This is a genomic window from Kribbella pratensis, assembly GCF_004366075.1.
Lineage (GTDB): Bacteria > Actinomycetota > Actinomycetes > Propionibacteriales > Kribbellaceae > Kribbella > Kribbella pratensis.
In genome coordinates this window covers 1,632,614-1,657,747 of record NZ_SODU01000002.1, presented here as the reverse complement: position 1 = coordinate 1,657,747, position 25,134 = coordinate 1,632,614, and the positions used below count along the sequence as shown (strand labels likewise).

The following is a 25,134-nucleotide window of genomic DNA, read 5'->3' as shown; positions in this document are numbered from 1 at the left end:
CTGGCAGCCGAAGGCAGTCCGAGCCACTGATTTGGTCATCGCGGTCTACATCCACGGGCGACTGCTCATTACGAGTCGTCCGCGGTGAGTGCGGCCTGACGGCAACTCCAGCGAGTCGGTATCACAGCAGCGTGGACGCAGCGCGGCTGTATGCGTCGTGCGTCGGCCTGTCTCCGATGGACAGGTGCCAGGATGCCGCTTGGGTTGCTAGAGCGAACAGCCATGCCCTCGTGCGTTGGCGTTCGAGCCCGAGCCGGTCGGCCAGTGCGTCGACGCGTGTGGTCATGGCGGGGTTGTGCATGTCGTGCTGGAGGAACATCGCGACGTCGAACGACGGGTCGCCGGCCATCGACGAGGGGTCGATGGCCAGCCAGCCTCGTCCCGACAGAAGGACATTGCGGCGATGGAAGTCGCCGTGGAGCAGGACAGTACGAGCCGATGATGCAGGCAGCGAGGTGAACATCTGGGCTGCTTCGCGGAACGGCCCTGGATCAACAACGTCACCAAACTGGTCGGCACGAGCTTCCATGACTCGCGCACGCTGCACGGCGGCCGCGGTGAGGGGTTCAAGCCCCGAAGCCGGAGGAGTGACCGCCCACAGTTGCGATAGGACCTTGACGGCGACGTCATCGGCCTCGTCCGGCGACAGATCCGCTGCGTCGATACCCGGGACGCAGCACTCCATCAAGGTGGCCCGGATCGCTGGGTTGTGGGCGAAAAGCCGCACCGCGCCTCGCCCTGACCATGCCTGCAGGGCAAGGATGTGATCGTGGTGGACCGGCAGCGGAACCGTAATTTGGAGTACCGCCAGGTCTCCGCCACTCCGCTTCACCGGCGCCGTCCAGCTCGAATCGCCACCCGGCTCGAACGCTGGCAGCAACGTGAGATCCCACTGGGTCACACAGCTTGCGATCAGGTCCGGCAGATCCTGCAGCCATGCTGAGCCGGCGGAGTGATACGAGCGGATCCGGTCCGCCAGGGACGCCGGGACGATGGCCTCGATGTTGCCAAGCCTGCCGTCGTTCACGTCGACGCCTTTCGCAAGGTCTGTGGACCGCGCAGCGGAACGAACACCCTACAAACCAAGATGCGAGCGGCGCCAGCCAATTAGGACTAAGCAATCGCGTGCTTCCCCGTCATCCGTTCATGCCAATTTCGGGGAAGTCGGGAGCCGAGCTCGGCCAGTCCACAGCCGGCCAAACCTCTGGTGAATGCTGGCTATTCAGTGTCCTGGCAGGCGACAAGGTCGTCGGCCCAGCTGTCTTGTGCGTAGCGGGCCCAGTCGTAGGCGGTCCTGGGTGAGATTCCGAACAGGTCGCTGATCACGACGGGCGGGAGCTCGGTCGCTGCGTCGAGCATGGCGGTGTGCGAGCTTAGGCGGCAGCAGGACGGGATTGCGTTCGATGGTGAGGTAGGAGCTTCCTCCGTCACGGTGGAAGCGGTCGGTGGTCAGCTCGACGAGGCGGGAGATGGGAATGGCGTAGAGCCCGATCAGTGCGCCGGTGATCGGTACTTCGAGTGGAAGTTCTTGATCGTTGAGGCATCGTTTCAGCTGGTCGTAGTGCTCCTAGTCACCGAGGAACGGGGACGGTAAACCGGGCCGTCTGGTGAGGATGGTGAGCTGGCCGGTCAGCCGCCGAGTGACCATCCAGCGGATGAAGGAGCCGATCGAGCGGTGCAGCGTGGGGTCGGTGGTCAGCCAGAGAAATAAGCGACCACTTATCTTCCCAGTCAGAGAGCCGGTGAGGGGACTCGAACCCCTAACCCCCGCTTTACAAGAGCGGTGCGCTGCCAGTTGCGCCACACCGGCCGGTGTGCGGATACATACTAGAGGATTGTGTGGGGAGTGCTGCGGGGGTCGGGGGCGTTTCGGGCGTTGTGGCGGGCTCGCGCGGTGTCCTTCTTGGGGGACTCGCTGGGGCTTGTCGCGTTGCTGTTGTATGTGCAGGCGTCGACGGGGGCCGCGATCGCGGTGGCGCTTCTCCTGTTGGCGGGGGACTTTGTGCCGGGGTTGTTCGGGGCGTTCGCGGGGGTGGTGGGCGATCGGTTCGATCTAAAGCGGGTGATGGTGGCTTGCGACGTCGTCCAGGGCGTGCTGACGGTCGCAATGGCCCTCGTCCTGCCGCCGCTCACGGTGCTGCTGGTGATGGTGGCGGTCAGGAGCGTCACGGCGCAGGTGTTTCAGGCGGCTTCGCGGAGTGCGATGCCGGCGTTGGTGCGGGACGAGCAGCTCGAGGCGGCCAACTCGGCGCTCGGCGCAGGGACGAACGGGCTGGAGGCGGTCGGTCCGATCATCGCGGCGGGGTTGTTCCTGCTCACCGACGTACGCGGCATCCTGCTGATCGACGCGGCGACATTCTTCATTTCGGCGGGCCTGCTCGCCAGGCTGCCGAAGATCCCACCGTCCGAGCCGACTCTGAACAGTGTGTTCAAGGACGCGCGTGACGGGCTGGGCTACATCCTCACAACAGCTCAGATCCGCGTCATCGGGATCGGGTTCTTCGCCACGGTCGCGTTCAACGGGGTGGACGACGTAGCGATGGTGTTCCTCGCGAAGGACGAGTTGCACGGGAGCGATTCGGCGTCGGCGACGTTGTACGCCGGGGTGGGCATCGGGCTGATCGTCGGATTCGCGATCCTGGCGCGGTACGCGGGCCGCCTGAAGATGCCGGCCCTCATACTCCTCGGGTTCGCCGTCAGCAGCCTCGGCAACCTGGTCACCGGGCTGGCCTGGGCGATCTGGGCGGCGCTCGCGCTGCAGGTGATTCGCGGCCTCGGGATCGCGGGCGTCGACGTCGGCGTCAACACCCACCTGCAACGCATCGTACCGCCGCACCTGCGCAGCCGTGTCTTCGGCAATCTGTACGGCGCGATCGGTCTCGCGGCCGGAATCTCGTACGTGTGCGGCGGGCTGCTCCTCCAGCACACAGACGCCCGTACGACGTTTGTCGTCGCCGGCGCCGGCGGGTTGATCGCTACGGTTGCGACTGCGATCGGAGTTCGGCGATCGGGCGACGAAGAGCGCGAGCGCCCGGTACGGCGATGAGCGCGATCACAGCCATCACCAGGAACGCCGCCAACGGGTGATCGACCAGCAGGCCGACAACGACCGCGACGACCAGGCCGCCGAGATTGCCGGCCATCCAGATCAGTCCGGCGGCGGTCCCTTCGGCTTCTCCGGTACGGCGCTCGACGAGCTCGAGCACGATCGGCAACGCCGGGAGAAGGAGCAGGCCGATCACGGTGATCGCCACGAAGCCAGTGACTGCCCCTGGGGCGAGGGCGAGTAGTACGCAGGCTGCGGCGGTGACGGCGAGGCTGACGACGAGGAGGCCGGATTCTGCGCGGCGGCGTACGACGAGGATCGGGATGGTGGCGCTGCCGACGACGCCGGCGATGACCTGCAGCAGGAGGATCGTGCTTGCGGTGCCGCCGCTGACACCGGCTGGTTCGAGGAGCGCCTGCGCGAAGGTGCTCATGGCAACGAAAACGCCGAACGGGAAGATCGCGAGCACGCACAGGCGGCGGATCAATGGGTCGCCCCAGGCGGCCGCCAACGCACCACGGTCGGGGCGTCGAGCTGCGGTGGTGTGGGATTCGACGGGGCCGCGGAGGGCAGCCGCCAGGACGATCGCCGCCAGGACGCAGAAGATGGCGCTGACGGTCAGCATGGCGGGGATGGACGAGGACGTCGTGAAGACAGCGGAGAGCAGGAAGGCGATCACCATGCCGGCGAAGATGCTGGCGGTGCCGATCGCGATACCGGTGGGCCGGTCCTTCTCCTCCAGGTACCGGCCGGTGATGCCGGTGACGGCGTTCAGGACCAGCGGCTGCGCGATCGACGCGAGGATCTGACCCGCGAGCAGCCAGCCGAAGTCAGCACCGATCAGCCGCGCCACGGCGCCGACAGCAGTCAGTACGGCGCCTGCGAGCAGCCCGCCCCGGAACCAGCGGTCCAGGGCGAGACCGCATGGGATCGCGAGTACGACGTACAGCAGCGGGAAGACCTGGGCGAGCCAACCGATCGCGCTCTCGGACACGCCGTACCGGGAGGCGGCGACGGTGGTGACGCCCGCGAAGTTCAGCCAGACCAGCTGGGTCGCCGCGCCGACCAGGGAGTAGCCGACGATCGCCGACCATCGGCTCCGGATTTGCATGGGCGCACTTTACGGCCCCTAGGCGTAGAAAAGAGGCATGGTTGATTGGGAGGGGCCGCTCAAAGAGGCATATGACCGCGCGACGGCGTACCTGGAGGGGCTTCCGGAGCGGCGGGTCGGTCCTCGGGTGAGTGCCGAGGAGCTTCACGAGACGCTCGGTGGACCGCTGCCGAGTGGGCCGACGGATCCGCGGGAAGTGGTCGCGCGGCTCGCGGAGGGGGTCGAGCACGGGCTGCTGCCGAGCGGGAGCGGCCGGTTCTTCGGATTCGTGTTCGGCGGTGCCACGCCGGCGTCGCTCGCCGCGGACTGGCTCACGACGACGTGGGACCAGAACGCCGGTCTGTACGCCGCATCACCGGCGGCCGCCGTGGTCGAGGACATCACCGCGGGCTGGCTGGTCGAGCTCTTCGGGCTGCCGCGCGGTACGTCGGTGGGTTTCGTGACCGGCGCGCAGATGGCGAACTTCACCGGGTTGGCGGCCGCGCGGCACGAGGTACTGCGGCGAGCCGGGTGGGACGTCGAACGCGACGGCCTGATCGGCGCTCCCCCGATCCGCGTGCTGGCCGGGGCGGAGCGGCACGACACGATCGACCGGGCGCTGCGCTTCCTGGGGCTGGGGACGAGCTGCATCGTGCCGATCGCGGTCGACAGCCAAGGCCGGATGCGCCCAGACGCCCTCGCCAACGCGCTGAACGACGATGGCCCACAGATTGTCTGTGCGCAGGTCGGCAACGTGAACACAGGGGCATCTGACCCAATCACCGAGGTCTGCGACCTGGCGCACGCACACCAGGCCTGGGTGCACGTCGATGGCGCCTTCGGCCTCTGGGCGGCGGTCAGCTCGCAACTGCGCGTGCTCGTCGACGGGATCGAACTGGCCGACTCGTGGGCGAGCGACGCGCACAAGTGGCTCAACGTGCCGTACGACTCCGGCCTCGTCCTGTGCGCGCACCCCGACGCCCATCGCGCGGCGATGTCGATCCGCGCCGCCTACCTGATCCAGGACGAGGACGGCGAACGCGACTCGCTCGACTTCAACCCGGAGTTCTCGCGACGAGCTCGGGGCATCCCGGTGTACGCCGCGATTCGGGCGCTCGGTCGCACCGGGATTGCCGAGATCGTCGACCGCTGCCACGCGATGGCGCAGCGGTTCGCGGGCATCCTCGCGGCCAACGACGTGCAGGTGCTGAACGACGTGGTCCTCAACCAGGTCCTGGTCCGCTTCGGGGACGACGACGCGGTCACCCGGCGGGTGGTCTCCGAGGTCCAGGACGAGGGCACCTGCTGGATGTCGGGCACCACCTGGCAGGGCCGGGCCGCGATGCGCATCTCGGTCTCCAACTGGACCACCGGGCCGGCCGACATCGACCTCTCGGCGGACTCTGTGCTCGCGGTGTTGCGGAAAGTTTCCTGATTGTTGGTGTCGATTTCCGCGGTGTTCGCCCGACGCAGGGGTGTACGACCACCACCCGAGGAGGAAAACGATGTCGTTCCAGGCGTACTTGGACAAGATCGAGGAAAAGACCGGAAAGACCCCGCGGGAGCTGGTCGACGAGGCTCATCAGCGCGGGTACGGCGCCGCGGACGTGAAGGCCGGCACGATCCTCGACTGGCTGAAGGCGGACTACGAGCTCGGCCGCGGCCACGGGATGGCGCTGGTGCACGTGATCAAGAACGGCGCGCAGATCGGCGACAAGCACGTCGGCACCACGGGCACGCACTCGGACCCGAGCAACATGCTCTGGCTGGACGGTAAGGCGACGAACCCGGCGCTACGGTAGGCGGGTGGATTCGAAGAAATCGCCCCGCGACAAGTGGATCACGGTCTACGGGCGCAAGCCTGTGCTGGAGGCGCTGCACGATCCGAGCCTGTCGGTGGCGAAGGTCGTGCTCGCCGACAACGCGACCGGCAACTCGATGCAGGAGATCCTGCGCGCGGCGGAGCGGTACGGGACGCCGGTCGAGCGGGCGACCGCCAGCCGGGTGAAGTGGCTGGCCGGGAACGGTAAGCACGACCAGGGCGTGGTCGCGGACGTGGACGCGCCCCGGATGACGCCGCTGGAGGAGTTCGTGCGGGCCCGCGGAAAACGGCCGACCAACGTTTTCCTGCTCGACGGGGTGACCAATCCCGGAAACGTCGGAATGATTCTGCGGACCGCGACCGGCGCCGGGTTCGACGGTGTGATCCTCCCCCGGGCCGGTACGCCGCACGTCGGGCCGCTCGTGATCAAGGCGTCGGCGGGCGTCGCGTTCCAGGCGCCGATCGTGAACACGTCGACGGCGAAGGCAGCGGTCGACGTACTGCGGACCGCCGGGTACCACGTGTACGGGTTGGCGGCGCGCTCGCAGGACTCGCTGTTCAAGACCGAGCTCGCACCGCGCGCGGTGTACGTGCTCGGCGGCGAGACCAACGGGATCACGGTCGCGACCGACTCCGACCTGCAGATCCCGCTGCACTCCGGCGTCGAGTCGCTGAACGTCGCCGTCGCCGCGGCAGTGGTCGCCTTCGAAGTCACCAACCGCTGAGGCTAGCCAGTGATCTTCTTGGCAAGGGCTTCGGCGGTGTCGCGGGTGTAGCCGCCGGAGATCTGGACCTCGCCGCCGGTGATCGCGGACTGCACGGCCGGCGCCGCGGCCACCTCGCCGTGGACGACGATCGCCAGCAGATTGGCCGGAGGCTCCTGCTTGGCGATGCTGGCGGTCAGTTCACCGAAGAGCTTGGTGCCTTCCGGATCGAGGGTGAGGTTCACGTACCAGGAGGTGCCCTGCGCCGGGTCGAATCCGGCCTTCACCTCGGACACGTTGCTGCCGTCGAGCTCGACCTTGCCCAGCGTGTAGACGTTGCCCTGGTCGTCACACGCCGTACCGGCCGGCGACGGGGTCGCGCAGTGGCCGGGCTTCGAGCTGAGCACACGGCGGAACTCGACCGCCTTCGGATCGGACGGTTTGGTCCGGGCCGGCGGAGTGGACTCGTGGCTGACCGGTTTGTCTTCGCCGCGGTTCACGAACAGGACGAGGCCGGTGACGATCAGTACGACGAGAAACAGGACAAGACCGCCGACGATGAGCAGCGGCCCCTTCGATCGCTTGGGGGGAATCGGCGCGTACGGCGGTGGCCCCGGCGGATAAGGCTGACCTTGCGGACCAGGCGGCTGCGTCATGGGACACCATGCTAGGTAATCAGGAAGTCACCTTGAGCAGTCGTGCGGCGAGCTCGGCGTTGCGCCGGGCGAACGGCTGCCACAACGCAGGCGTCGCCGCCACTCGCTCTCGCGCTGTCGCCTCGCCCACCGCGCGCTGCGTCCAGGTGCACATCCGCCCGCTCCTCAGCTCGAACCGCACGAGTACGCCGTCCGCCCACCCGTACACGTCCGCGTCCCGCGGCTCCATCCAGGCAACCTTCTGCTCGGAACAGATCCACTCGAGCGCCTCGAGTTCCCCCTGCACCTTCGCCGCGAACTCGTACCGCAATTCACCCGCAGCCCGGTCACGTCGTCGTACCAGCTCGCTCCGTAACGCCTCGACCGCGGTTGGTTCCTTCAGAAGTACGGCGATCGCCGTACGCGCCAACGCTTCCCGATCCGCGGGCCCGATGCCGAACAACCGACCGAACTCCTCCGCCGAACCGTCACCCGCCACGGTGTACTGCAACGGCAGCACCCGATGCAGCCCCGAGATCGCCTGCCGGATCCGCAACCCACCGAGGTACGGCCCGAAATGCGGCCCGCTACCGCTGACCATGTGCTCGAAACGCAAGCCTGGCTTGGATCCGTCGGCGAGCCGGATGTAGCCGACGACCTCCGCGCCGCCCTCGGTACGGTTCCAGCGCGGCTTGGAGTGTTCGAGCAGATTGCGTTCGAGCCACGCCGCTTCGTGTTCGGAATCGCACCAAACACCTTCCACCCGGGCGATCCGCCGTACCATCGCCTGCAGATGCGGCCGGTCGCCGAGATTCACCCAGTACGACTGCACGCGCCGCCGCAGATTTCGGGCGCGGCCGATGTACAGAATCTTCCCGGTGTCATCGCGGAACCGATAGACACCCGGCCCGGCCGGCAACTCCCGGATGCTACGGATCATCAGCCCAGTGTGCCCGATCAGACCGGCCGAGTGACCGTCCGGTGGATTGTTTGAAACGAATACAGGCCGGGGCTTGCGCGTGCCAGGAGCGGCGGTCATGCTGGCGCGATCCGAGTGCCCGCAGGGGGTTGTGAGGGGTCGGGCACCGGACCTTGGTCCTGGGGGCTTCGTGAGGATTTCTGCCCGTTGGCTGCGCTCTGCGCTGCCCGCACTGTGCGTCGTACTGCTGTTGCCGTTCGTCACGATCGGTCCGGCACAGGCTGCTGTCACGCCCACCGGTTTCAGTGAGCAAGTGGCGTTCAGCGGACTGACCAGTCCGACGAACGTCGCGTTCTCGCCGGACGGCCGGGTGTTCGTCGCCGAGAAGAGCGGCCTGATCAAGGTCTTCGACTCGCTCGACGATCCGACGCCCAGCGTGTACGCCGACTTGCGGACCGAGGTCTACAACTACTGGGACCGCGGCCTTCTCGGACTGGCGCTGCATCCCGATTTCCCTGCAGATCCACGGATCTACGTGCTGTACACGCACGACGGGCTGATCGGCGGGCCGACGCCGAAGTGGGGTACGCCGGGCACCGACGCCGACCCGTGTCCGTCGCCGCCCGGTCCGACCGGTGACGGCTGCCAGGCCAGCGCGCGACTTTCGGTACTCAACGCGAACGGCGCCGAGCAGGTGCTCGTCGAGGACTGGTGCCAGGTCTACCCGAGCCACTCGATCGGCTCGATCGAGTTCGGCCCGGACGGCTTCCTGTACGCCGGCGGTGGTGACGGCGGGAGCTTCAACTACATCGACTACGGGCAGGACAGCTTCCCCGCTTCCGACCTGACGCCCGACAACCCGTGTGGCGACGGGCCGGCTCCGGTCGGTGCGACGCTCACTCCGCCGACTGCCGAAGGCGGCGCGCTGCGTGCGCAGGACCTACGGACCACAGGCGATCCGACCGGTCTGGACGGCTCGATCATCCGCATCGACCCCGACACCGGCCAGGCCGCGCCGAACAACCCGTTGATCAGCAGCCCCGATCTGAACGCCCGCCGGATCGTCGCGGAAGGTCTGCGCAACCCGATGCGGTTCACGTTCCGGCCGGGGACGAGCGAGCTGTGGATCGGTGACGTCGGGTACCAGAGCTGGGAAGAGATCGACCGCGTCGTCGCCCCGACGGCGGGCGTCACGAACTTCGGCTGGCCGTGCTACGAAGGCACCGGCCGCCAGCCCGGGTACGACGGCGCGAACGTCAACATCTGCGAGAACCTGTACGCGGCAGGCTCGTCCGCGGTCGCGTCGCCGTACTACACCTACAAGCACACGGAGCAGGTCGCCGGGACGTGCTCCACCGGCAGTTCGTCCATCTCCGGGCTCTCGTTCTACAAGGGCGGGAACTACCCGGCGGCATACGACGGCTCGCTGTTCTTCACCGACTACAGCCGCAGGTGCGTGTGGGCGATGATGCCGGGGAGCAACGGCCTTCCGGATCCGGCGAAGATCCAGCTCTTCGCCTCCGGGTACGGCGCCACTCGCCTGCAGACGGGCCCCGGCGGCGACCTCTTCACGGTCGACTACGACAACGGCCGGATCCTCCGCTACGTCTACAACGGCACGAACAATCCGCCGACCGCCGTGATCCACGCCGACCCGTCGAGCGGGCCGACGCCGTTGACGGTGACGTTCGACGGGACCGCGTCCGACGACGCCGACGGCGATCCGCTCACGTACGCGTGGGACCTCGACGGCGACGGGGCGTACGACGACTCGACGGCCGCCGTTGTGCAGCACACGTACACGGTCAGCGACACGGTGTCTGTGCGACTGCGGGTGTCCGACGGGACAGCGAGCAGTACGACGAGCACCCAGATCAACGTCGCGAACACCGCACCCACCGCGACGATCACCTCTCCCGGTCCGGCAACCACGTGGAAGGTTGGCGACACCATCAACTTCTCGGGTTCGGCGACCGACCCAGAGCAGGGGACGTTGCCCGGGTCCGCGTTGACGTGGTCGCTGATCATGCATCACTGCCCGAGTGACTGCCACACGCATACGATCACAACAGTGACCGGGGCGACCAGCTCGTTCACGGCGCCGGATCACGAGTATCCGTCCTACCTCGAGCTGAAGCTGACGGCGCGGGACGCTCAAGGGCTGACAGACGTGAAGAGCGTGCGGCTCGATCCGAAGACGGTCGGTACGACGTTCGCGACCACACCGACCGGGTTGCCGGTGACGGTCCTCGCCAAGAGCGGGAAGAGTCCGCTCCCGGTCACGACGATCGTCGGATCGAGTGTTTCGGTGGCGACGGATCCGGTGCAGAACGTGGCCAACCAGCTCTACCGGTTCGGGTTGTGGTCGGACGGTGGGGCGCGTGACCACAATCTGGTTGCACCGGCGACACCGACGACGTACACAGCCGCCTTTGCTACGAAGCGGAACCTTGCCCGCGGTCGTCCTGCGGTTGCCTCTAGCACCTACCTTGCCGGGCGCGAGGCGTCGAAGGCCGTGGACGGTTCGATGAGCACCGCATGGTCGAGTGCGCGCACGGATCCGCAGTGGTTCCAGGTCGATCTCGGGTCCGTCCAGGTGGTCAACCGGGTGATGATGAACTGGTTGTCGACGGCGTACGCGAAGTCCTACCAGATCCAGGTGTTGGCGAGCGGGCGCACCTGGAGGACTGTGGCGTCGACGGTGAGCGGGGACGGCGGGACGGACGTCGTCACGTTCACACCGAACTACGCGCGGTACGTCCGGATGGTCGCGACGCAGCGAGCCGTGGCCGGAAGCTACTACTCGTTCTGGGAGTTCGGGGTGTACCAGGACACCGGGCCGGCCACCGGGATCGCGGGCCAGTGCATCGACGTCTACCAGGCCTCGACCGTGGACGGTACGCCGACCACGCTCTACACGTGCAAGGGCGCAATCAACCAGCAGTGGACGCCGTCCACAGAGGACGGAACCGTGCGCACGATGGGCAAGTGCCTCTCCGCGCGCGGCACCGCCCTCAAGACCCCTGCCGTGCTGTGGACCTGTGACAACTCCCCCGGTCAACGTTGGATCCCCCAACCGAACGGGGCCCTCGTCAACGCCGCCGTACCCCTCTGTCTCGACGCCGCCGGCGCCTCCTCAGCGAACGGCACCAAACTCATCCTCTACACCTGCAACAACGGCCTCAACCAGAAGTGGACCTTTCCGTAATTCGATCGCCCGCAGAGTCGCCTCGGACCTATCGTCCTGCCCATGAGTTCAGGTTGGGTGGACGAGGGGTTCGGGGCGGTTGCGGATGCCTTCGCGGAGAACTTCTCGTTGTTTCCGGAGTTGGGTGCGGCGGTCAGCGTGTACGCCGGCGGGCGACAGGTGGTCGAGCTCTGGGACGGCGATGCAGCGCCGGGGCGGCCGTGGAAGCGGGAGACCGTCGTACCGGTGTTCTCCTGTGCCAAGGGGCTGGTGAGTGTCGTCGTACATCTGCTGGCACAGGAAGGGCGGCTCGACCTGGACGCACCGATCGGTGCGTACTGGCCGGAGTTCGTTGCTGCGGGCAAGGACGCGATCACGTGCCGGATGATGCTCGGGCACCGTGCGGGGATTCCGGTGCTGGACAAGACGTTGACGTTCGACGAGATCGCGGCGTGGACACCGGTAATCGCGGCTGTTGAAGAGCAGAAGCCTTTGTGGGAACCGGGGACGGCGTACGAGTATCACGGGCATGTGTTCGGCTTCGTCCTCGGTGAAGTGGTACGGCGGATCACGGGGCAACTGCCCGGGGCGTACTTCCGCACTGTCATCGGCGATCCACTCGGGCTCCGGGCGTGGATCGGGCTGGCTGCAGCGGAGGTGTCGACGGTCGCACGGTTGGAGGAGGCCGAGGGGCGGCCGCCGGGGTTGGATCCCGAGCATCTGTTGATGCGCATCGTGACGATGAACGGGGCGCTCGAGTTCCCCGGCCTCGACGTACCTCATGGCTGGAACGACCCCGATTTGCACGCGATGGAGTTGCCCGGGGCGGGCGCGGTTGCGTCCGCTAGTGGGCTGGCTGGGGTGTACGCCGCCGCAGTCACCGGGATCGACGACTCGCCGCGGTTGCTGACTCCTGACACGGTCGGCGATGCGGTGCGTGAGGTCTCTTCCGGTGCGGGGTTCCTGGGGTTTGATGCCGGCGCTCGCTGGGGGTCCGGGTTCCTGCTGGACTCCCCCTTCCGGCCGACGCTGGGCCCACGCAGCTTCGGCAACGACGGCGCCGGCGGTCAGTTCGCCTTCGGCGACGACGAGTACGGCGTCGCATTCGCCTACACCGCCAACCGCATGCTCGGCCACGGCGACCCCCGAGCCGCCCACCTGATCACCGCCCTCCGCACCTGCCTCCCCTAACCCACCACCGCGACACCACACAGCGTGCGGGCGGGGCGGTGTGCTGAGGACGCGGTGCGGTAGCCGCGGAAGGTGGGCGAGGGGCGTACCGAAGGACGGGTAGTGGTCCACCTCTGGAACGCTGGCCAGTCGTCAGGACGGCGGGCGTGGGGGGCCGCGCTGGAGCACTACCCGTTGTTCGGTACGTCGAGGGGGTGCCAGCTGTAGGTGGGGCCGTTGCGTTGGACGTGGCCGAGGCCTGGGAACGGGAGGTGGTAGGCGTGGATCAGGAGGTGTTCGTCGGCGGCGCGGGACAGGAGTTGGCGGCGGGTAGTGATGGACGCCGGTGCGTCCAGGTCCCACGGGGTGGCCCAGGCCGGGTTGATGAGTTGGAGCGGGTCGTAGAAGGTGTCGCCCACGCAGAGCAGGCGTTCGCCTTGGGACTGCAGGAGGATGGCGGAGTGGCCGGGTGTGTGGCCGGGGGCGGAGAGCGTGTGTACGCCTGGCAGGATCTCGGCGTCGTACTCGAACGGCCGCAGCTTCTCGCCGAACATGCGGATGGTTTCTCGAGCAGCCTCGAGGTGCGGCTGCGCCGACGGAAGGTCGACGGAGCCTGACCAGAACGCGACCTCCGACGCATGCGCGAACGCGGTCGCCGCGGGGAAGGTCAGCTCGCCCGACCAGATGGCTCCGCGCGCATGATCCTGGTGGAGATGCGTGAACACGACCGCAGCCAACTCCGACTGCGACAGTCCGGCGCTGCTCATTCCGCTGTCCAACTGTCCGACGAGCGGCTCGATGTACTCGCCGTACCCGAGGAAGCTCGCCCCCAGCCCCGTGTCGATCACCGCTGTCCCGTCCGGGGTGCTCACGAACAGGCAGTTGTACCCGCAGGTCAGCGTCGAACGCCCCTGGCACGAGTCCCGCAGTACGTCGTCCGGCACACCCGACTCAGGTGTGAAGAAATCCTCCAGCCGCGGCTCGAACGGCGGCCCCGGCTGGCCGTCGCTCACCACCACACACTCCAACCGCCCCACCGAGAACCGATAGATCATCACCCCACCCTCCCACCACCCGTCATCTGTCCACCGCCAACCCCGGGTGGGTGGCGGCGCGGGCTGGTGACGATCCGCATGCGTCAGGCGTGGGGTTGGGAGACATGCTCTAGCGCTTGTCGCGGCAGACGGTGGTGATCCAGGTCCAGCCGAGGATCACCGCGAGGTCGAAGGCGATGATGGTAGGGCGGCTGCCGGCGCCGGCGCTGAGACCTGCGAACGCGGCGAAGAACAGGATGCCGGTCACCACCGAGAAGCGGGCGAGGGTACGGCGGCCGATCGCGCGGTAGTGCGCGCCGAACACCAGGCACGCGGCGATCAGGCCGGAGAACCCGATGGTGCCGGCCACGAAGTGACCCATGCCCCGGGTGCTGATCTCGGCGTAGTCGGCCGGCGTGCCGACCGGGAACCCGGCCGCAGGATCTGCGGGGAACGCGGCCGCGAGTAGCAGACCGAAACCGTAGGCGCCGACGAGCCGGGGACCCCACACCCGCCCGCGCACGGACGAACCACCGGCCCGCAGCGTCTGGCGGAGGCCGACAGCGCCGGCGATTGTCAGGAGGCCGCTGACGATGAAGTTCGCCGTCTGGATCCACCCCGGCCCACCGTTCGCGAGCAGGCTGGCGGGGTGGCGGGTGATGTCGAAACCGTCGCGGGTGAACGCCTGGGTCAGCCACACCGCGACGTACAGCGGCCCGGCGACAACTCCGCCGGTCAGCATGGCGCGAGGGGAGATACGGGCGGCCGGGAGCGTCACAGTACTCATGTCGAAAGTCCTTTCACAGAGGTGAACCGTCACCACTGCGTCGACCGGACCACCGCGGAATCGACACCACAGCCGAGAACAGACGAAGTAGCCCCGCGTTTTGTGATGTGGGCTTGCTCACGTCACATCGGGCGCTCGGCGGGCGTCAGGTGTTTGTTCGATGAGGGCAAACGCAAAGGAACGTCATGAGCGCAATAGTCGAAGGATTCGCTGGAGAGATCGTCGGGCCGGAGGACCCCGGGTACGACGCCGCGAGCAAGACCGTGCTGGTCGGGGGCAGTCCGGCGTACGTCCTCAGGCCGACGACCGTCGAGGACGTCCAGAAGGCCGTCCGGTACGCCGCGGGCAGCGGGCTGCCGCTCGCGGTGCGCGGCGGTGGACACGCGTTCCCAGGATTCGGGACGAACGACGGCGGGGTGGTGATCGATCTCGTCAACCTGGCGGGCATCGAGGTCGTGGACAAGGACAAGTACGTCGTCCGGATCGGTGGCGGCGCCACCTGGGGGCAGGTCGCGGCCGCGCTGGCGCCGCACGGGCTGGCGATCTCGTCGGGTGACACCAAGAGCGTCGGGGTCGGCGGGTTGACGCTGACCGGCGGCATCGGGTGGAAGGTCCGCAAGTACGGTCTCGCGCTGGACAGCCTGGTCGCCGCGGAGCTCGTGACCGCCGCGGGTGACGTCGTACGGGCGTCGGCCGACGAGAACCAGGAGCTGTTCTGGGCGATCCGCGGTGGCGGCGGGAACTTCGGGATCGTGACCGCGTTCGAGTTCGCGGCGCACCCGACGACCGACATCCACTTCGGCAAGATCGTCTTTCCCCCGAACGAGATCGCCGAGGTGCTGCCCCGCTGGGCGGAGTACCTGCGCACCGCGCCCGTGGAGCTGACCTCGATCGCGTCGTTCGCGAACCCGTTCCTCGGCGGTCCCGAGGCGCCGCTGGAGATCCAGGTCGCGTACGACGGCGACGATGCCGAACTCGCCGCGCAGGCGATCGATCCGATCCGCGCACTCGGCACCGTGATCGCCGACGATGTCACGCTGACGCCGTACGCCGAGGTGCTCGTGGACGGCGTCGTACCGCCGCCCGGCATCCAGTTCGCCACCCGGAGTGCCTTTGTCGACAAGGATTCCGTGCCCGAGGTACTGCGGATCCTCGCCGAGGCCGGCACCTCGCAGGGCTCTCCGGTCATCGCAGTCCGCAGCGTCGGCGGGGCCGTGGCGCAGGTCGCCGACGACGCGACGGCGTACGCGCACCGCCAGGCGGAGCTGATGTTCGTCACCATGACCGTCGGTCCGCCGCCGGTGATCGAGGCGACGCGTCCGGCGCGGCAGCAACTGTGGGATCGCCTGAGCCCGCAGGTCAGCGGCGCGTACGCGAACTTCCTGTCCGAGGCCGAAGACGCTGATGTCGCCGCGGTCTACCCCGCCGAGACCTACGAGCGGCTCGCGGCGGTGAAGCGCGAATACGATCCAGAAAACGTTTTCGCTGGCAACCACAACGTCAAGCCATGAGCAAGGTCTGGTTCGTCACCGGCTCCTCTCGCGGCCTCGGCCGGACGTGACCGAGCGAAGCGAGGGCACCATCAAGCACTGTGTCGAGGCCGCCCTGTCCCGTGGGGACCGGGTGGCCGCGACGGACCGCGGAGCAATGTCACCGAGTTGACCGCGACGTACGGCGACGCGGTACTCCCACTCACCCTCGACGTCACCGACAAGGCAGCTGTGTTCGCGGCCGTCGAACAAGCACACGCTCGCCCAAGAGGTCGCGGGCTTCGGCATCAAGGTCACGGTGGTCGCGCCTGGCGGTTACGCGACCGATGGCGTCACCGGCGGAGTCCGCTCGGATCCGAACCCGCTGTACGACGACCTGCGCGACGCACTGTCCGCGTACGTGGCCTCGGCCGACTTCGGCGACCCCGCCGCGGCCGGCCGCGCGATCCTCGAGCTCGCCGACACCCCCACACCACCACTCCGCATCTTCTTCGGAACCCAGGGCTACCCGATGCTCCAGCAGGTGTACGCCGACCGCCTGAAGACCTGGGAAGCCTGGCAGGACCTGGCAACCGAAGCGATGTAAATAATCCCGGCGCCCCGAGATACTGGGGTATGCGATCGGGAATGTTTGCTGCCCTGACGTTCAACATGCATCACGGCGCGGGCGTCGACGGCAAGCTCGATCTCGAGCGGGTCGCGAAGACGATCGAGGCGGCCGGGGCCGCGGTCGTCGGTCTGCAGGAGGTCGACAAGTACTTCGATGCCCGCAGCAACTGGGTGGACCAGCCGGCCTGGTTGGCGGCGCGGTTGCAGATGAACTACGTCTTCGCCGCCAACCTGGACTGGGATCCTGCCGAGCCCGGCAAGCCCCGTCGTCAGTACGGGACGCTCGTGCTCTCGAAGTACCCGATCGTCGACTCCCGCAACACCTTGCTGCCGCTGCATGCGGGCAGTGAGCAGCGCGGTCTGCTCGAGACGTTGATCGACGTGAACGGTACGCCGTTGCGTTTCGCCGACACGCACCTCACGACGACCAATGACGACGAGCGCATCGATCAGGTGAATGCGATCGTCGCGTTGCTGAAGGACGCTCCCGAGGCGACGCTCCTGGTCGGCGACCTGAACGCCGTACCGACGTCGACCGAAATGAAGACTCTGACGACGAACTGGACGGACACCTGGCCGCAGAAGGGCCTCGGACTCGGGCTCACCAGCCCCGTGCCGTTGCCGACGAAGCGGATCGACTACCACCTGCACAGTGCGCAACTGGTGCCGACCGCCGCGTCGGTTCCGGTGAGCTTCGCGTCCGACCACTTCCCGGTCGCGGCCACCTACTCGCTCAGCTGACGCTCGTACGCCTCGGGAGACCAGCCGGCTGCGGTCTTGGTGACCATCTTGGCGCCGAGGCGTTCGTAGAAGCGGTATCCGGCCGTGTTCTCCAGACGCAGACCCCAGCCGATCGGTAGCCGGTCCGGCAACGCGTGCCGGGCCAGCTCCAGCATGAGTTTCCGTCCGACGCCGGCGTCGCGGAAATGCTCCCGAACATAGAGGTCGTCCAACGCCAGTTGGTCCCCGCCGACCCACAGATACGGTCGCCGCAGCGCGGAAACGTACCCGGCCGCGTCGCCGCCGACCTCCGCGATCAGCACGATCACGTCCTCGCGGCCGAGGAACCCTTGCCAGTCCTCGACGCTCGCCGTCAGGTAGGCGCCCTGATCCTGGTAGTCGGCCAGCTCACGCATCATCGTCAGCACGATCTCCGCGTCCGCGACCACCGCGCGGCGAATCTCAGTGGGCATGTACTTCTCCAGTCGAAGGCTTGAACGCCGGTACGACGACCAGCGCGAGGGCGGCCGCCACCGCGGCGGTGACCGCGGCGAAGGTGAACCCACGAGTGAATCCTGTCGACACGGTCCCCGCAAGACTCGCGGCCGCGATGCTCGACACCACAGCGACGCCGAGGGAGGCGCCGAACTCGTGGAACGTGCTGAGGAGCCCGGACGCCAGACCAGCTTCGCGGTAGTCGATCTGCGCGAACGTCGTGGTCGACGACGCCACGAACGCGGCGCCCAGCCCGACCGTCCCGACGGTCATCCCGATCACGACCACGGCAGCACCCTCCCAGATCGCGGGGACAGCCACGCCGGCCGCGGTGATCAGGAACCCGGCCATCGCGATCGGCCGTGCGCCGACCCGGCCGACGACATGCCCGGCAATCTGCGCGCCGACGATCGCCGCGATCGCCACCGGCAGGAACAACAGTCCGGTGCGCAGAGCGCCGTACTGCTTGAAATGCTGCAGGTAGAACGAGCCCAGGAAGAACATCGAGATCATCAGGGCGGTCGCGACCAGGATCATGAAGATACCGGCGGTGACGGGCCGGCGGGTGAAGATCCGCAGGTCCATCAGCGGCGACCGTACGGTGCGCTGGACCCAGGCGAAGACGCCGTACAGAACGAGGGCCCCGGCCAGCGTGCCGAGGGTCGCGAGCGAGAGCCAGCCGCGATCGCCGGCGTTGATCAGCGCGTAGATCGCCGTACCCGTGCCGGCGGTCACCAGCAGCGCACCCGGTACGTCGAGACGCCCCGGCTGCTCGCTCGGCGTGTCGGCGGGAAGCATCCGGATCAGCAGCGCGAACACGACCAGGCCGATCGGCAGGTTGATGTAGAACACCCACTGCCAGCCGGGACCCGCGGTGAGCAGACCACCGAGCAGTACGCCGATCGCGGAGCCGCCACCGCCCATCGCGGACCAGATCCCGAGCGCCTTGTTGCGCTCGTCCCCGTCGAACGTCTTGGTGACGACGGACAGCGCCGCCGGCGAGAGCATCGCGGCCCCGATGCCTTGCGCGACGCGGCCGCCCAGCAGGACCTCAGGCCCATTGGCGAGACCGGTGACGAGCGAGGCCAGCGTGAACACGAACAGGCCGGTCAGTAGGACGCGGCGCGAGCCGAACAGGTCGGCGGCGCGACCGCCGAGCAGCATCAGGCCGCCGAACATCAGCGTGTACGCACTCACCACCCAGGTCAGCGTCTCGCGCTGCAGGTGCAGGTCGGTCTCGATGTTCGGCAGCGCGATCGCCACCACGGTGACGTCGAGGATCAGCATGAACTGCGCGACGGCAAGCAGCCCCAGCAGCCGCCACCGCCGGGGGTCGGGTTGAGTCATGATCTCGTCCTTAACTTGAACAGGTGTGTACGGATTACAGTCGGTACCGTAACTCGTACACTGGTGTTCGACAAGAGGAATTCGTACAGTGGTGTTCGAGATCATGGAGGTCCGATGACTGTCACCACCCGGCGCGCGGACGCGCAACGGAGCATCGCGGCGATCCTGACCGCCGCCGCCGAGTGTCTGGGCCGGGATCCGGCGGCGAGTACGTCGGAGATCGCGAAGGCGGCCGGGGTCGGGCGAGTGACCCTGTACGGCCACTTCCCCTCCCGGGCCGAGCTGGTCGACGCCGTCTTCGTCCAGGCGATCGCGACCGGCGAGGAGACCCTCGGGCAGGTCGATCTGACCGGTGATCCGCGCGACGCGCTGACCCGGTTGATCGAGTCGAGCTGGCACCTGGTCGACCAGTACCGGGCGCTGCTGCTCGCGGCTCAGGACGCGCTGCCGCCCGGACGGGTGCGAGAACTGCACGCCGATCCGATGGCGCGCGTGGAACGGCTGCTCGAACGCGGCCGTGCCGAAAACGTTTTCCGTACCGACCTGCCGACGTCGTGGCTGGTCAGCGTCATGCACAACGTGATGCACGGCGCCGCGAGCGAGATCCAGGCCGGGCGCATCACGTCCGACCAGGCAGCGCCGTACATCACCGCGACCCTGCTGGCCGCGTTCGCTCCCCCGAAGGCCGAGTAGGGCCTAACTACTCCAGCCAGGTGGTTTCGAAGGTTGGGTTGGCGTGGATGTGCACCGCTTCGTAGCCGCCCGGGCCGGTGCGGAACTTGTGCGGGGTCTCGGCCGGGACGACCAGGATCTGGCCGGCCTTGCCGACGATCTCCTCGGTGTCCACCGTGAACGTCGCCGAACCCCGCCGGATGATGAACGTCTCGGCGTACGGATGCAGGTGCAGCCGCGGACCGACGCCCTCCTGCGTGGTCGACTCGAGAATCAGCGAGACACCGGCACCACCCGGCAGCTCGGTGTAGTTCTCGGTCCATTCCTCGCCGTCGTCCCGCCGGTCCGCCCGGCTGATCACCGCAGCCCCGGATTTCGCGATCTCCGTCATGCCACCCTCCTCGATCGGTTCAGCCACCGTAACCGTTGCAGTAGGGCCTTTCACATCCCTTTCGACGTACGTCGACGGGGCCGCACTCAGTCCAGTTGGCGGCTCGCTCGGGGACTGGCGACACGGTCGGCGACCGGTGCGAGGCCGGCGACGACGACCGCGATGACGGCGACCGCGCCCAGGGCGACCGGCAGCGACCAGGCGGACGAGACCGCGCCGACCGCTGCCGGGCCGATCAGGAACCCGACGTAGGCGATCGTGGTCACCGTGGAGATCGCTCCGGCGCGCCGCCCGGGTCCCGCCCAGGCGCCCGCCATCCCGATGACGGTCGGCGCGCAGACCGACGTACCGAGGCCGGCGACGCCGATCCCGATGAGTGCCGTCCAGGGATTGTTCGCGGTGGCCGCGACGAGTGAGCCGACGGCTGCGACGGCACCGCCGACGACCAAGAGCCGCACCGGGCGGACCCGGGCGAGCAGAGCGTTACCTGCGAAGCGGCCGGTGGCGGCCGCAGCAGCGAAGACCGCGGGAGCAGTGGACGCGAGGCCGGCCGAGGCGTTCAGTGAGGTGTCGAGATGTACGGCGCTCCAGCTCTGCCACGCGTTCTCGACCAGGTAGGCCAGTGCACACAGCACGCCGAACACGAGGAGCACCGGTTCGAGCCTGGCTCTCGACTTTCCGGTGTGCGTCCTGGCGGTCCCGGTGACCTTGGTTGCTCCCGGCGCAAGGACGGCAGCCGCCGTGATCACGATCAGAGTCGCCACACCGGCCAGCACCGGCAGTGCCCTCACACCGGCCGCCCGAAGTCCCGCCGTACCGAGACTCGCCACCACGACCGCGACCGAGAACATGCCGTGGGCGAGGTTCATCACCGGCCGTCCGGTCTCGTGTTCGGTGTGGGATCCGGTCGTGTTGATCGCCACGTCCGTCGCACCAGAAGTTGCTCCGAGCAACAACAGCGCCGCGCTCAGCGTGACGACCGAACCGGCCAGGGCAGGCAGTACGCCGCAGAGCGCGAACAACACGGTCACCACGGGAAGCACGACGCCGCCGTACCGGTCGATCAGGTAGCCGGTGAACCGCATCGACACCAGCGCTCCGAGCCCGATCATCAGCAACGCCACACCGAGCTCTCCGTCGTTCACACCGGCGCCGGCCCGGATCGCGGGCAGGATCGCTCCCCACGCACCCCAGAACAGTCCGAACGCTGCGAACCCGGCGACTGGTTTGAGCATCCGCTCACCCTAGTTGGACACGTGGCCCCCGCTCGCGCCTAGGCTCACGGCATGGAGCTGACCCGGTCGTTCTCCGACGAGCAGTACGCGCGTGCGCTCGAATCCTGGACCTTCCTCGAACTCGACGGGTTGGTGCCGGTGTTCACGTCGCCGTTCGGGGACGTGTTCTTCCAAGCGGCTGACGGGTTCTGGTGGCTCGACACGCTCGAGGGGACGCTTGAGCTCACCTGGGCGAGCGCGGACGAGCTGCGGGACGCGCTGAACACGGAGGACGGCCAGGACCAGTACCTGCTGGCCGGCCTGGTGTTCGGCGCCGCGAACCAGGGCGTCGTACCGGGTCCTGATCAGGTCTACTCGTTCACCCATCCGCCGCAGCTCGGCGGCGAACTCACGCTCGACAACGTCGAGGTCCTGGACTTCGTGGTGTCGCTCAACATCCTCGGGCAGATCCACACCCAGATCCGCGACCTGCCTCCCGGTACGCCGATCAGCGGGATCACGATCAGCTGAGCATTAGGGTGTGGCGCATGCCGCTGTACTCGTTCGAAGGTAAGCGTCCGACCGTCCATCCCGACGCGTGGATCGCGCCGACCGCCACGCTGGTCGGTGACGTGGTGGTCGAGGCCGGGGTGTCGATCTGGTACGGCGCGGTGATCCGGGCCGATCTGGGCACGATCACGATCCGCGCCGGCGCGAACATCCAGGACAACACGGTCATCCACGTCGGCCACAATGGCTGCGAGATCGGGCCGAACGCCACGGTCGGTCACCAGTGCCTGGTCCACGACTGCACGATCGGCGAGCAGGCGCTGGTCGGAAACGGCGCGATCGTGCTGGACGGCGCGGTGGTCGGCAAACGGTCACTGGTCGCCGCTGGGTCCACGGTCACGCCCGGCGCGGTCATCCCACCGGAGTCGGTCGCGATGGGCAGCCCCGCGAAGAAGATCATCCCGCTCGACGGCACCGCAAAACTCTTCGTCGACCACAACGCCGCCGTCTACCACGCCCTGGCCGAACGCCACGCCGCATCCGTCGAACTGGTCGAGGACTGACCCTCGGCGAGATCTTCGACCGCCCGTACGCCGCCGCCTCCCGCTGACCGCACCCCGCCCGCTCCCGCACCCATCGAGCCAACGACTCGACGACCAGCCCATCAGCATTTGATGGGTTGACCAGCCAAGTGGGGGGTTAACCACCCTGGTTAAGGGTGTGGAACCCCCCATTTGACTGGTCAACCCATCAAATGCGGTGGCTGACCCAGCAAATGCGGGTCGGCCAAGAGCGGGACCGAGCGGGGCGCGGCCCGGGCGGCGTGGGCGGCCGGGGGTGGGTGTACGGGGTGGTGTACGGGGTGGGTGTACGGGGCGGGTGGGGTGGGTGGGGTGGGTGTACGGGGCGCGGGCGGGTGGGGTGGGGGTCAGGTTCGCCAGGTGTAGCGGCGTTCGGGGCGGCCGGTGGTGCCGTAGCGGAGGGATACTTCGGCCTGGCCTTGGGCGGCGAAGAACTCGAGGTAGCGGCGGGCGCTGACGCGGGAGATGCCGACCTTCTCGGCGCACTCGGCGGCGGAGAGGTTGTCGGGGGCGGCGCGGAGGGCGGCGGTGACGAGGTCGGCGGTTTCCTGGCTGAGTCCTTTGGGGAGCCGGTTGACCAGCTGGCGGGCGGGCGCCAGGACCCGGTCGACGTCGGCTTGGGAGGTGACCTGGTCGGGGACGCTGGCGCGGCGGCGGGCGTACTCGCGGAGCCGCGCCCGGAGGTCCTCGAAACCGAAGGGTTTCAGGAGGTAGTTCACGACACCCTGCCGCACAGCCCCGCGGACCGCGTCCGCCTCGCGGGCGGCGGTGATCACGAGGATGTCGACGTCGGGCTGGACGGCACGCAGGCGGGCGATCAGATCGAGGCCGAAGATGTCGGGGAGGTAGAGGTCCAGAAGAACCAGGTCAGGAGAAAGCTCACCGAGCGCCGCCACGGCCTGGTCGCCGGTGTTCGCCGTACCGACGACCTCGAAGCCGTCCACGCGGTCGACGAACCCGCGGTGGATGCGGGCGACCATGAAGTCGTCGTCGACGACCAGCACCTTGATCATCGGGCTCCCTCCGGCGTGCGCTGGGTGGACATCCGCGCGACGAACGCCGCACCACCCTCGGCGAGGTTGGTGACCGCCACCTCGCCGCCGCGGCGCCGGCAGATCAGGCGGGTCATCGCGAGGCCGATCCCGCGTTCGCCCTCGGCCGCGGCCTTGGTGGTGAATCCGTGCGCGAACACCTCCTGCGCCAGCTCGGGTGCGACTCCCGGCCCGGAGTCGCGGACCACGATCTCCACACTCGTCGCGTCCTGCCGAAGCTCGACCTCGACCCATGCGGGCGACAGCGGCGTACCGGACAGCGCGGCCGCGTCGACGGCGTTGTCGACCAAGTTGCCGAGGACGGTCGCGATGTCGGCGGAAAGCGCCGGATCGAGGCGCAGCAGCGTGGTCCGCTCGGACACCCGGAGCTCGACGCGGCGTTCGGCCGCGAGCGACGACTTCGCCATCAGGAGGGCGGCGACCGTGGTGTCGTGGACCCGCCTGGTCACGGTCAGGTCGAGCGATTCACGATAGCGGTTGAGCGCGCCGACGTACGTGACCACTTCGTCGTACTCACCGATCTGGATCAGCCCCGAGATCGTGTGCAGCTGGTTCGCGAACTCGTGCGTCTGCGCCCGCAGCAGCTCCGCGGACGAACGGAACGACCCCAATTCGCGCTCCAGCTGCGCCAGCTCGGTCCGGTCCCGCAGCGTGGTGACGGATCCGAGCGACCGCCCGTCCTTGGTGACACTCATCCGGTTCATCACGAGCACCCGACCACGCCGTACGACGACCGCGTCGCGCGCCTCGTCCTCGCCGGCCAGCACTTCTCGCAGCCGTCCTTCGACACCCAGCTCCCGCAAGGACTTTCCCACCGCATCGGAAGGGAGATCGAGGAGTCGCCGGCCGACGTCGTTCACCAGCGTCACGCGCAGATGCGGGTCCAAGGCAACGACTCCCTCGGCAAGCCCGTACAGCATGGCTTCCCGATGCTCCGCCAGTCCCGCGATCTCCCGTGGTTCGAGCCCGAGCGTCTGCCGTTTGATGCGCCGGGCGAGCAGCCACGACCCGAGCAGCCCCAGCACACAGGCGATTCCGAGATAGATCGCGAGGTACGACGACGCGCCGCGCAACCGCTGCAGTACGGACGGAGCCCGCTCACCGACCATCACGGTCCCGATGTGGTCGCCGAGCGTCCCGTCCAGCTTGCCGTTCTTGTCCCTGCCTTCGCTCAGCACCGGAACCTGGGCCACCAGCTCCATCCCGCCGTCGCCGCGCAGCTGCCCCGACCAGCCTCGACCGTCCGCAACCTCTGGGACACCGAGCGTGAGCTTCGTCCCGATCAGGGTCGGATTGGTTGCCGCGATCACCTTTCCGTCGGCGTTCGCGACCGTGATCGAGGTGACGCCGGACTGCGCGAGGCTGGTCTGCAGCGTGGGTGCAAGCATCTCCGCAGGCGCCGGGTTGCGAATGTTGAACCGCAGCGCGGGGTTCGACGACAACTGCTCGGCCAGCAAGGTGACCCGGCGGCCTTCGACCCGGTTGAACGTGGCGGCCGACTGGGCGAGCGAGACCGCGGCGACGGCCACGAGCACGATCACCACGATCGCCAGCTGCAGCACCAGCAGCTGGCCGGCCAGGGTCGGCCTTCGTCCCAGTCGCACCGCCATGTTCACCTCCTCGCACGTCCTGCCGCATGATCACCGCTCCAGCGGCCAA

Annotated in this window: 25 protein-coding genes and 1 tRNA gene; 12 read left to right on the top strand and 14 right to left on the bottom strand. The window is 68.2% G+C overall.

The window, feature by feature from the left end; all coding sequences use genetic code 11:
- Positions 1–121: 121 nt before the first annotated feature.
- The 3 genes from EV137_RS22945 to EV137_RS22940 form a co-directional block, all read right to left on the bottom strand.
- Positions 122–1,027: an aminoglycoside phosphotransferase family protein gene (locus EV137_RS22945; RefSeq protein ID WP_134130673.1), complete on the bottom strand. Its 906-nt coding sequence runs from the start codon at positions 1,025–1,027 to the stop codon at positions 122–124.
- Between the two features lie 191 nt (positions 1,028–1,218).
- Positions 1,219–1,359: a helix-turn-helix domain-containing protein gene (locus tag EV137_RS40695; protein ID WP_166679976.1), complete on the bottom strand. Its 141-nt coding sequence runs from the start codon at positions 1,357–1,359 to the stop codon at positions 1,219–1,221.
- Positions 1,360–1,737: 378 nt separating this feature from the next.
- A tRNA-Thr gene (locus EV137_RS22940) sits at positions 1,738–1,810 on the bottom strand.
- Positions 1,811–1,894: 84 nt separating this feature from the next.
- Here EV137_RS22940 and EV137_RS22935 point away from each other — a divergent pair.
- Positions 1,895–3,046 carry an MFS transporter gene (locus tag EV137_RS22935; RefSeq protein WP_238175497.1) on the top strand — a complete coding sequence of 384 codons (1,152 nt, stop codon included), beginning with the start codon at positions 1,895–1,897 and terminating at the stop codon, positions 3,044–3,046.
- Here EV137_RS22935 and EV137_RS22930 read toward each other — a convergent pair.
- The gene (locus tag EV137_RS22930; RefSeq protein ID WP_134130672.1) at positions 2,976–4,157 is read right to left on the bottom strand and encodes an MFS transporter; all 1,182 of its coding nucleotides are present in this window, start codon (positions 4,155–4,157) and stop codon (positions 2,976–2,978) included. The two genes, EV137_RS22935 and EV137_RS22930, sit on opposite strands and share 71 nt — an antisense overlap.
- A gap of 37 nt (positions 4,158–4,194) precedes the next feature.
- Here EV137_RS22930 and EV137_RS22925 point away from each other — a divergent pair, with 37 nt between their 5' ends.
- From EV137_RS22925 to EV137_RS22915, 3 genes are all read left to right on the top strand, one after another.
- Complete coding sequence (locus tag EV137_RS22925; protein WP_134130671.1) at positions 4,195–5,571, top strand: pyridoxal phosphate-dependent decarboxylase family protein; 1,377 nt, start codon at positions 4,195–4,197, stop codon at positions 5,569–5,571.
- A gap of 70 nt (positions 5,572–5,641) precedes the next feature.
- Entirely contained in the window at positions 5,642–5,938 is a 297-nt protein-coding gene (locus EV137_RS22920) for a DUF4287 domain-containing protein (RefSeq protein ID WP_134003469.1), read from the top strand.
- Between the two features lie 4 nt (positions 5,939–5,942).
- Positions 5,943–6,683, top strand: coding sequence for a TrmH family RNA methyltransferase (locus EV137_RS22915; protein ID WP_134130670.1), 741 nt, complete (start codon positions 5,943–5,945; stop codon positions 6,681–6,683).
- A gap of 2 nt (positions 6,684–6,685) precedes the next feature.
- On the opposite strand, the gene EV137_RS22910 is transcribed toward EV137_RS22915, so the two are convergent.
- Both EV137_RS22910 and EV137_RS22905 read right to left on the bottom strand, forming a co-directional pair.
- Positions 6,686–7,318, bottom strand: a complete 633-nt coding sequence (locus tag EV137_RS22910) for a SecDF P1 head subdomain-containing protein (protein ID WP_134130669.1) — start codon at positions 7,316–7,318, stop codon at positions 6,686–6,688.
- A 19-nt stretch (positions 7,319–7,337) separates the two neighbouring features.
- A complete protein-coding gene (locus EV137_RS22905) occupies positions 7,338–8,237 on the bottom strand; it encodes a GIY-YIG nuclease family protein (RefSeq protein ID WP_166679975.1) in 900 nt (299 codons plus the stop codon).
- 169 nt (positions 8,238–8,406) lie between these two features.
- Between EV137_RS22905 and EV137_RS22900 the strand changes: the two genes are divergently transcribed.
- Positions 8,407–11,424 (top strand): PQQ-dependent sugar dehydrogenase, encoded by a 3,018-nt coding sequence (locus tag EV137_RS22900; RefSeq protein ID WP_202871075.1) that lies wholly within the window; start codon positions 8,407–8,409, stop codon positions 11,422–11,424.
- A gap of 42 nt (positions 11,425–11,466) precedes the next feature.
- Positions 11,467–12,594: a serine hydrolase domain-containing protein gene (locus EV137_RS22890; protein WP_134130667.1), complete on the top strand. Its 1,128-nt coding sequence runs from the start codon at positions 11,467–11,469 to the stop codon at positions 12,592–12,594.
- A gap of 167 nt (positions 12,595–12,761) precedes the next feature.
- On the opposite strand, the gene EV137_RS22885 is transcribed toward EV137_RS22890, so the two are convergent.
- Both EV137_RS22885 and EV137_RS22880 read right to left on the bottom strand, forming a co-directional pair.
- A complete protein-coding gene (locus tag EV137_RS22885; protein ID WP_134130666.1) occupies positions 12,762–13,628 on the bottom strand; it encodes an MBL fold metallo-hydrolase in 867 nt (288 codons plus the stop codon).
- A gap of 109 nt (positions 13,629–13,737) precedes the next feature.
- On the bottom strand, positions 13,738–14,394 hold the full coding sequence (locus tag EV137_RS22880) for a DUF998 domain-containing protein (protein ID WP_134130665.1): 657 nt from the start codon (positions 14,392–14,394) through the stop codon (positions 13,738–13,740).
- A 185-nt stretch (positions 14,395–14,579) separates the two neighbouring features.
- On the opposite strand from EV137_RS22880, the gene EV137_RS22875 reads away from it, so the two are divergent.
- The 3 genes from EV137_RS22875 (at position 14,580) to EV137_RS22865 (ending at position 17,234) form a co-directional block, all read left to right on the top strand.
- Positions 14,580–15,905 (top strand): FAD-binding oxidoreductase, encoded by a 1,326-nt coding sequence (locus tag EV137_RS22875; protein WP_134130664.1) that lies wholly within the window; start codon positions 14,580–14,582, stop codon positions 15,903–15,905.
- A gap of 277 nt (positions 15,906–16,182) precedes the next feature.
- Positions 16,183–16,470 carry an SDR family oxidoreductase gene (locus EV137_RS41120; protein WP_202871074.1) on the top strand — a complete coding sequence of 96 codons (288 nt, stop codon included), beginning with the start codon at positions 16,183–16,185 and terminating at the stop codon, positions 16,468–16,470.
- A 41-nt stretch (positions 16,471–16,511) separates the two neighbouring features.
- Entirely contained in the window at positions 16,512–17,234 is a 723-nt protein-coding gene (locus EV137_RS22865) for an endonuclease/exonuclease/phosphatase family protein (RefSeq protein ID WP_166679974.1), read from the top strand.
- Here EV137_RS22865 and EV137_RS22860 read toward each other — a convergent pair.
- Together EV137_RS22860 and EV137_RS22855 are read right to left on the bottom strand one after the other, a co-directional pair.
- Positions 17,219–17,686, bottom strand: a complete 468-nt coding sequence (locus EV137_RS22860; RefSeq protein ID WP_134130663.1) for a GNAT family N-acetyltransferase — start codon at positions 17,684–17,686, stop codon at positions 17,219–17,221. The two genes, EV137_RS22865 and EV137_RS22860, sit on opposite strands and share 16 nt — an antisense overlap.
- Positions 17,676–19,055, bottom strand: a complete 1,380-nt coding sequence (locus tag EV137_RS22855) for an MFS transporter (RefSeq protein WP_134130662.1) — start codon at positions 19,053–19,055, stop codon at positions 17,676–17,678. The genes EV137_RS22860 and EV137_RS22855 overlap by 11 nt, the downstream gene beginning before the upstream one ends.
- Before the next feature lie 114 nt (positions 19,056–19,169).
- Between EV137_RS22855 and EV137_RS22850 the strand changes: the two genes are divergently transcribed.
- Complete coding sequence (locus tag EV137_RS22850; protein WP_134130661.1) at positions 19,170–19,748, top strand: TetR/AcrR family transcriptional regulator; 579 nt, start codon at positions 19,170–19,172, stop codon at positions 19,746–19,748.
- Positions 19,749–19,755: 7 nt separating this feature from the next.
- On the opposite strand, the gene EV137_RS22845 is transcribed toward EV137_RS22850, so the two are convergent.
- Both EV137_RS22845 and EV137_RS22840 read right to left on the bottom strand, forming a co-directional pair.
- Positions 19,756–20,118: a cupin domain-containing protein gene (locus EV137_RS22845; RefSeq protein ID WP_134130660.1), complete on the bottom strand. Its 363-nt coding sequence runs from the start codon at positions 20,116–20,118 to the stop codon at positions 19,756–19,758.
- An 86-nt stretch (positions 20,119–20,204) separates the two neighbouring features.
- A complete protein-coding gene (locus EV137_RS22840; protein ID WP_134130659.1) occupies positions 20,205–21,353 on the bottom strand; it encodes an MFS transporter in 1,149 nt (382 codons plus the stop codon).
- Between the two features lie 51 nt (positions 21,354–21,404).
- On the opposite strand from EV137_RS22840, the gene EV137_RS22835 reads away from it, so the two are divergent.
- Both EV137_RS22835 and EV137_RS22830 read left to right on the top strand, forming a co-directional pair.
- Positions 21,405–21,863 carry a T6SS immunity protein Tdi1 domain-containing protein gene (locus tag EV137_RS22835; RefSeq protein ID WP_134003441.1) on the top strand — a complete coding sequence of 153 codons (459 nt, stop codon included), beginning with the start codon at positions 21,405–21,407 and terminating at the stop codon, positions 21,861–21,863.
- 17 nt (positions 21,864–21,880) lie between these two features.
- Positions 21,881–22,405, top strand: a complete 525-nt coding sequence (locus EV137_RS22830) for a gamma carbonic anhydrase family protein (protein ID WP_134130658.1) — start codon at positions 21,881–21,883, stop codon at positions 22,403–22,405.
- Positions 22,406–22,770: 365 nt separating this feature from the next.
- Here the strand turns inward: EV137_RS22830 and EV137_RS22825 are convergent, their stop codons facing one another.
- Together EV137_RS22825 and EV137_RS22820 are read right to left on the bottom strand one after the other, a co-directional pair.
- Positions 22,771–23,436, bottom strand: a complete 666-nt coding sequence (locus EV137_RS22825) for a response regulator (RefSeq protein ID WP_134130657.1) — start codon at positions 23,434–23,436, stop codon at positions 22,771–22,773.
- A complete protein-coding gene (locus EV137_RS22820) occupies positions 23,433–25,085 on the bottom strand; it encodes a sensor histidine kinase (RefSeq protein WP_134130656.1) in 1,653 nt (550 codons plus the stop codon). The genes EV137_RS22825 and EV137_RS22820 overlap by 4 nt, the downstream gene beginning before the upstream one ends.
- Positions 25,086–25,134 lie beyond the last annotated feature (49 nt).

Excerpts from the sequence above, each read along its gene's own strand:
- EV137_RS22885 (WP_134130666.1), bottom strand. The coding sequence starts at position 13,628 with ATGATCTATCGGTTCTCGGTGGGGCGGTTGGAGTGTGTGGTGGTGAGC.
- EV137_RS22825 (WP_134130657.1), bottom strand. The coding sequence starts at position 23,436 with ATGATCAAGGTGCTGGTCGTCGACGACGACTTCATGGTCGCCCGCATC.
- EV137_RS22880 (WP_134130665.1), bottom strand. The coding sequence starts at position 14,394 with ATGAGTACTGTGACGCTCCCGGCCGCCCGTATCTCCCCTCGCGCCATG.
- EV137_RS22840 (WP_134130659.1), bottom strand. The coding sequence starts at position 21,353 with ATGCTCAAACCAGTCGCCGGGTTCGCAGCGTTCGGACTGTTCTGGGGT.
- EV137_RS22905 (WP_166679975.1), bottom strand. The coding sequence starts at position 8,237 with ATGATCCGTAGCATCCGGGAGTTGCCGGCCGGGCCGGGTGTCTATCGG.
- EV137_RS22910 (WP_134130669.1), bottom strand. The coding sequence starts at position 7,318 with ATGACGCAGCCGCCTGGTCCGCAAGGTCAGCCTTATCCGCCGGGGCCA.
- EV137_RS40695 (WP_166679976.1), bottom strand. The coding sequence starts at position 1,359 with ATGCTCGACGCAGCGACCGAGCTCCCGCCCGTCGTGATCAGCGACCTG.
- EV137_RS22850 (WP_134130661.1), top strand. The coding sequence starts at position 19,170 with ATGACTGTCACCACCCGGCGCGCGGACGCGCAACGGAGCATCGCGGCG.
- EV137_RS22860 (WP_134130663.1), bottom strand. The coding sequence starts at position 17,686 with ATGCCCACTGAGATTCGCCGCGCGGTGGTCGCGGACGCGGAGATCGTG.
- EV137_RS22845 (WP_134130660.1), bottom strand. The coding sequence starts at position 20,118 with ATGACGGAGATCGCGAAATCCGGGGCTGCGGTGATCAGCCGGGCGGAC.
- EV137_RS22865 (WP_166679974.1), top strand. The coding sequence starts at position 16,512 with ATGTTTGCTGCCCTGACGTTCAACATGCATCACGGCGCGGGCGTCGAC.
- EV137_RS22820 (WP_134130656.1), bottom strand. The coding sequence starts at position 25,085 with ATGGCGGTGCGACTGGGACGAAGGCCGACCCTGGCCGGCCAGCTGCTG.
- EV137_RS22890 (WP_134130667.1), top strand. The coding sequence starts at position 11,467 with ATGAGTTCAGGTTGGGTGGACGAGGGGTTCGGGGCGGTTGCGGATGCC.
- EV137_RS22930 (WP_134130672.1), bottom strand. The coding sequence starts at position 4,157 with ATGCAAATCCGGAGCCGATGGTCGGCGATCGTCGGCTACTCCCTGGTC.
- EV137_RS22830 (WP_134130658.1), top strand. The coding sequence starts at position 21,881 with ATGCCGCTGTACTCGTTCGAAGGTAAGCGTCCGACCGTCCATCCCGAC.
- EV137_RS22925 (WP_134130671.1), top strand. The coding sequence starts at position 4,195 with ATGGTTGATTGGGAGGGGCCGCTCAAAGAGGCATATGACCGCGCGACG.
- EV137_RS22855 (WP_134130662.1), bottom strand. The coding sequence starts at position 19,055 with ATGACTCAACCCGACCCCCGGCGGTGGCGGCTGCTGGGGCTGCTTGCC.
- EV137_RS22920 (WP_134003469.1), top strand. The coding sequence starts at position 5,642 with ATGTCGTTCCAGGCGTACTTGGACAAGATCGAGGAAAAGACCGGAAAG.
- EV137_RS22835 (WP_134003441.1), top strand. The coding sequence starts at position 21,405 with ATGGAGCTGACCCGGTCGTTCTCCGACGAGCAGTACGCGCGTGCGCTC.
- EV137_RS22875 (WP_134130664.1), top strand. The coding sequence starts at position 14,580 with ATGAGCGCAATAGTCGAAGGATTCGCTGGAGAGATCGTCGGGCCGGAG.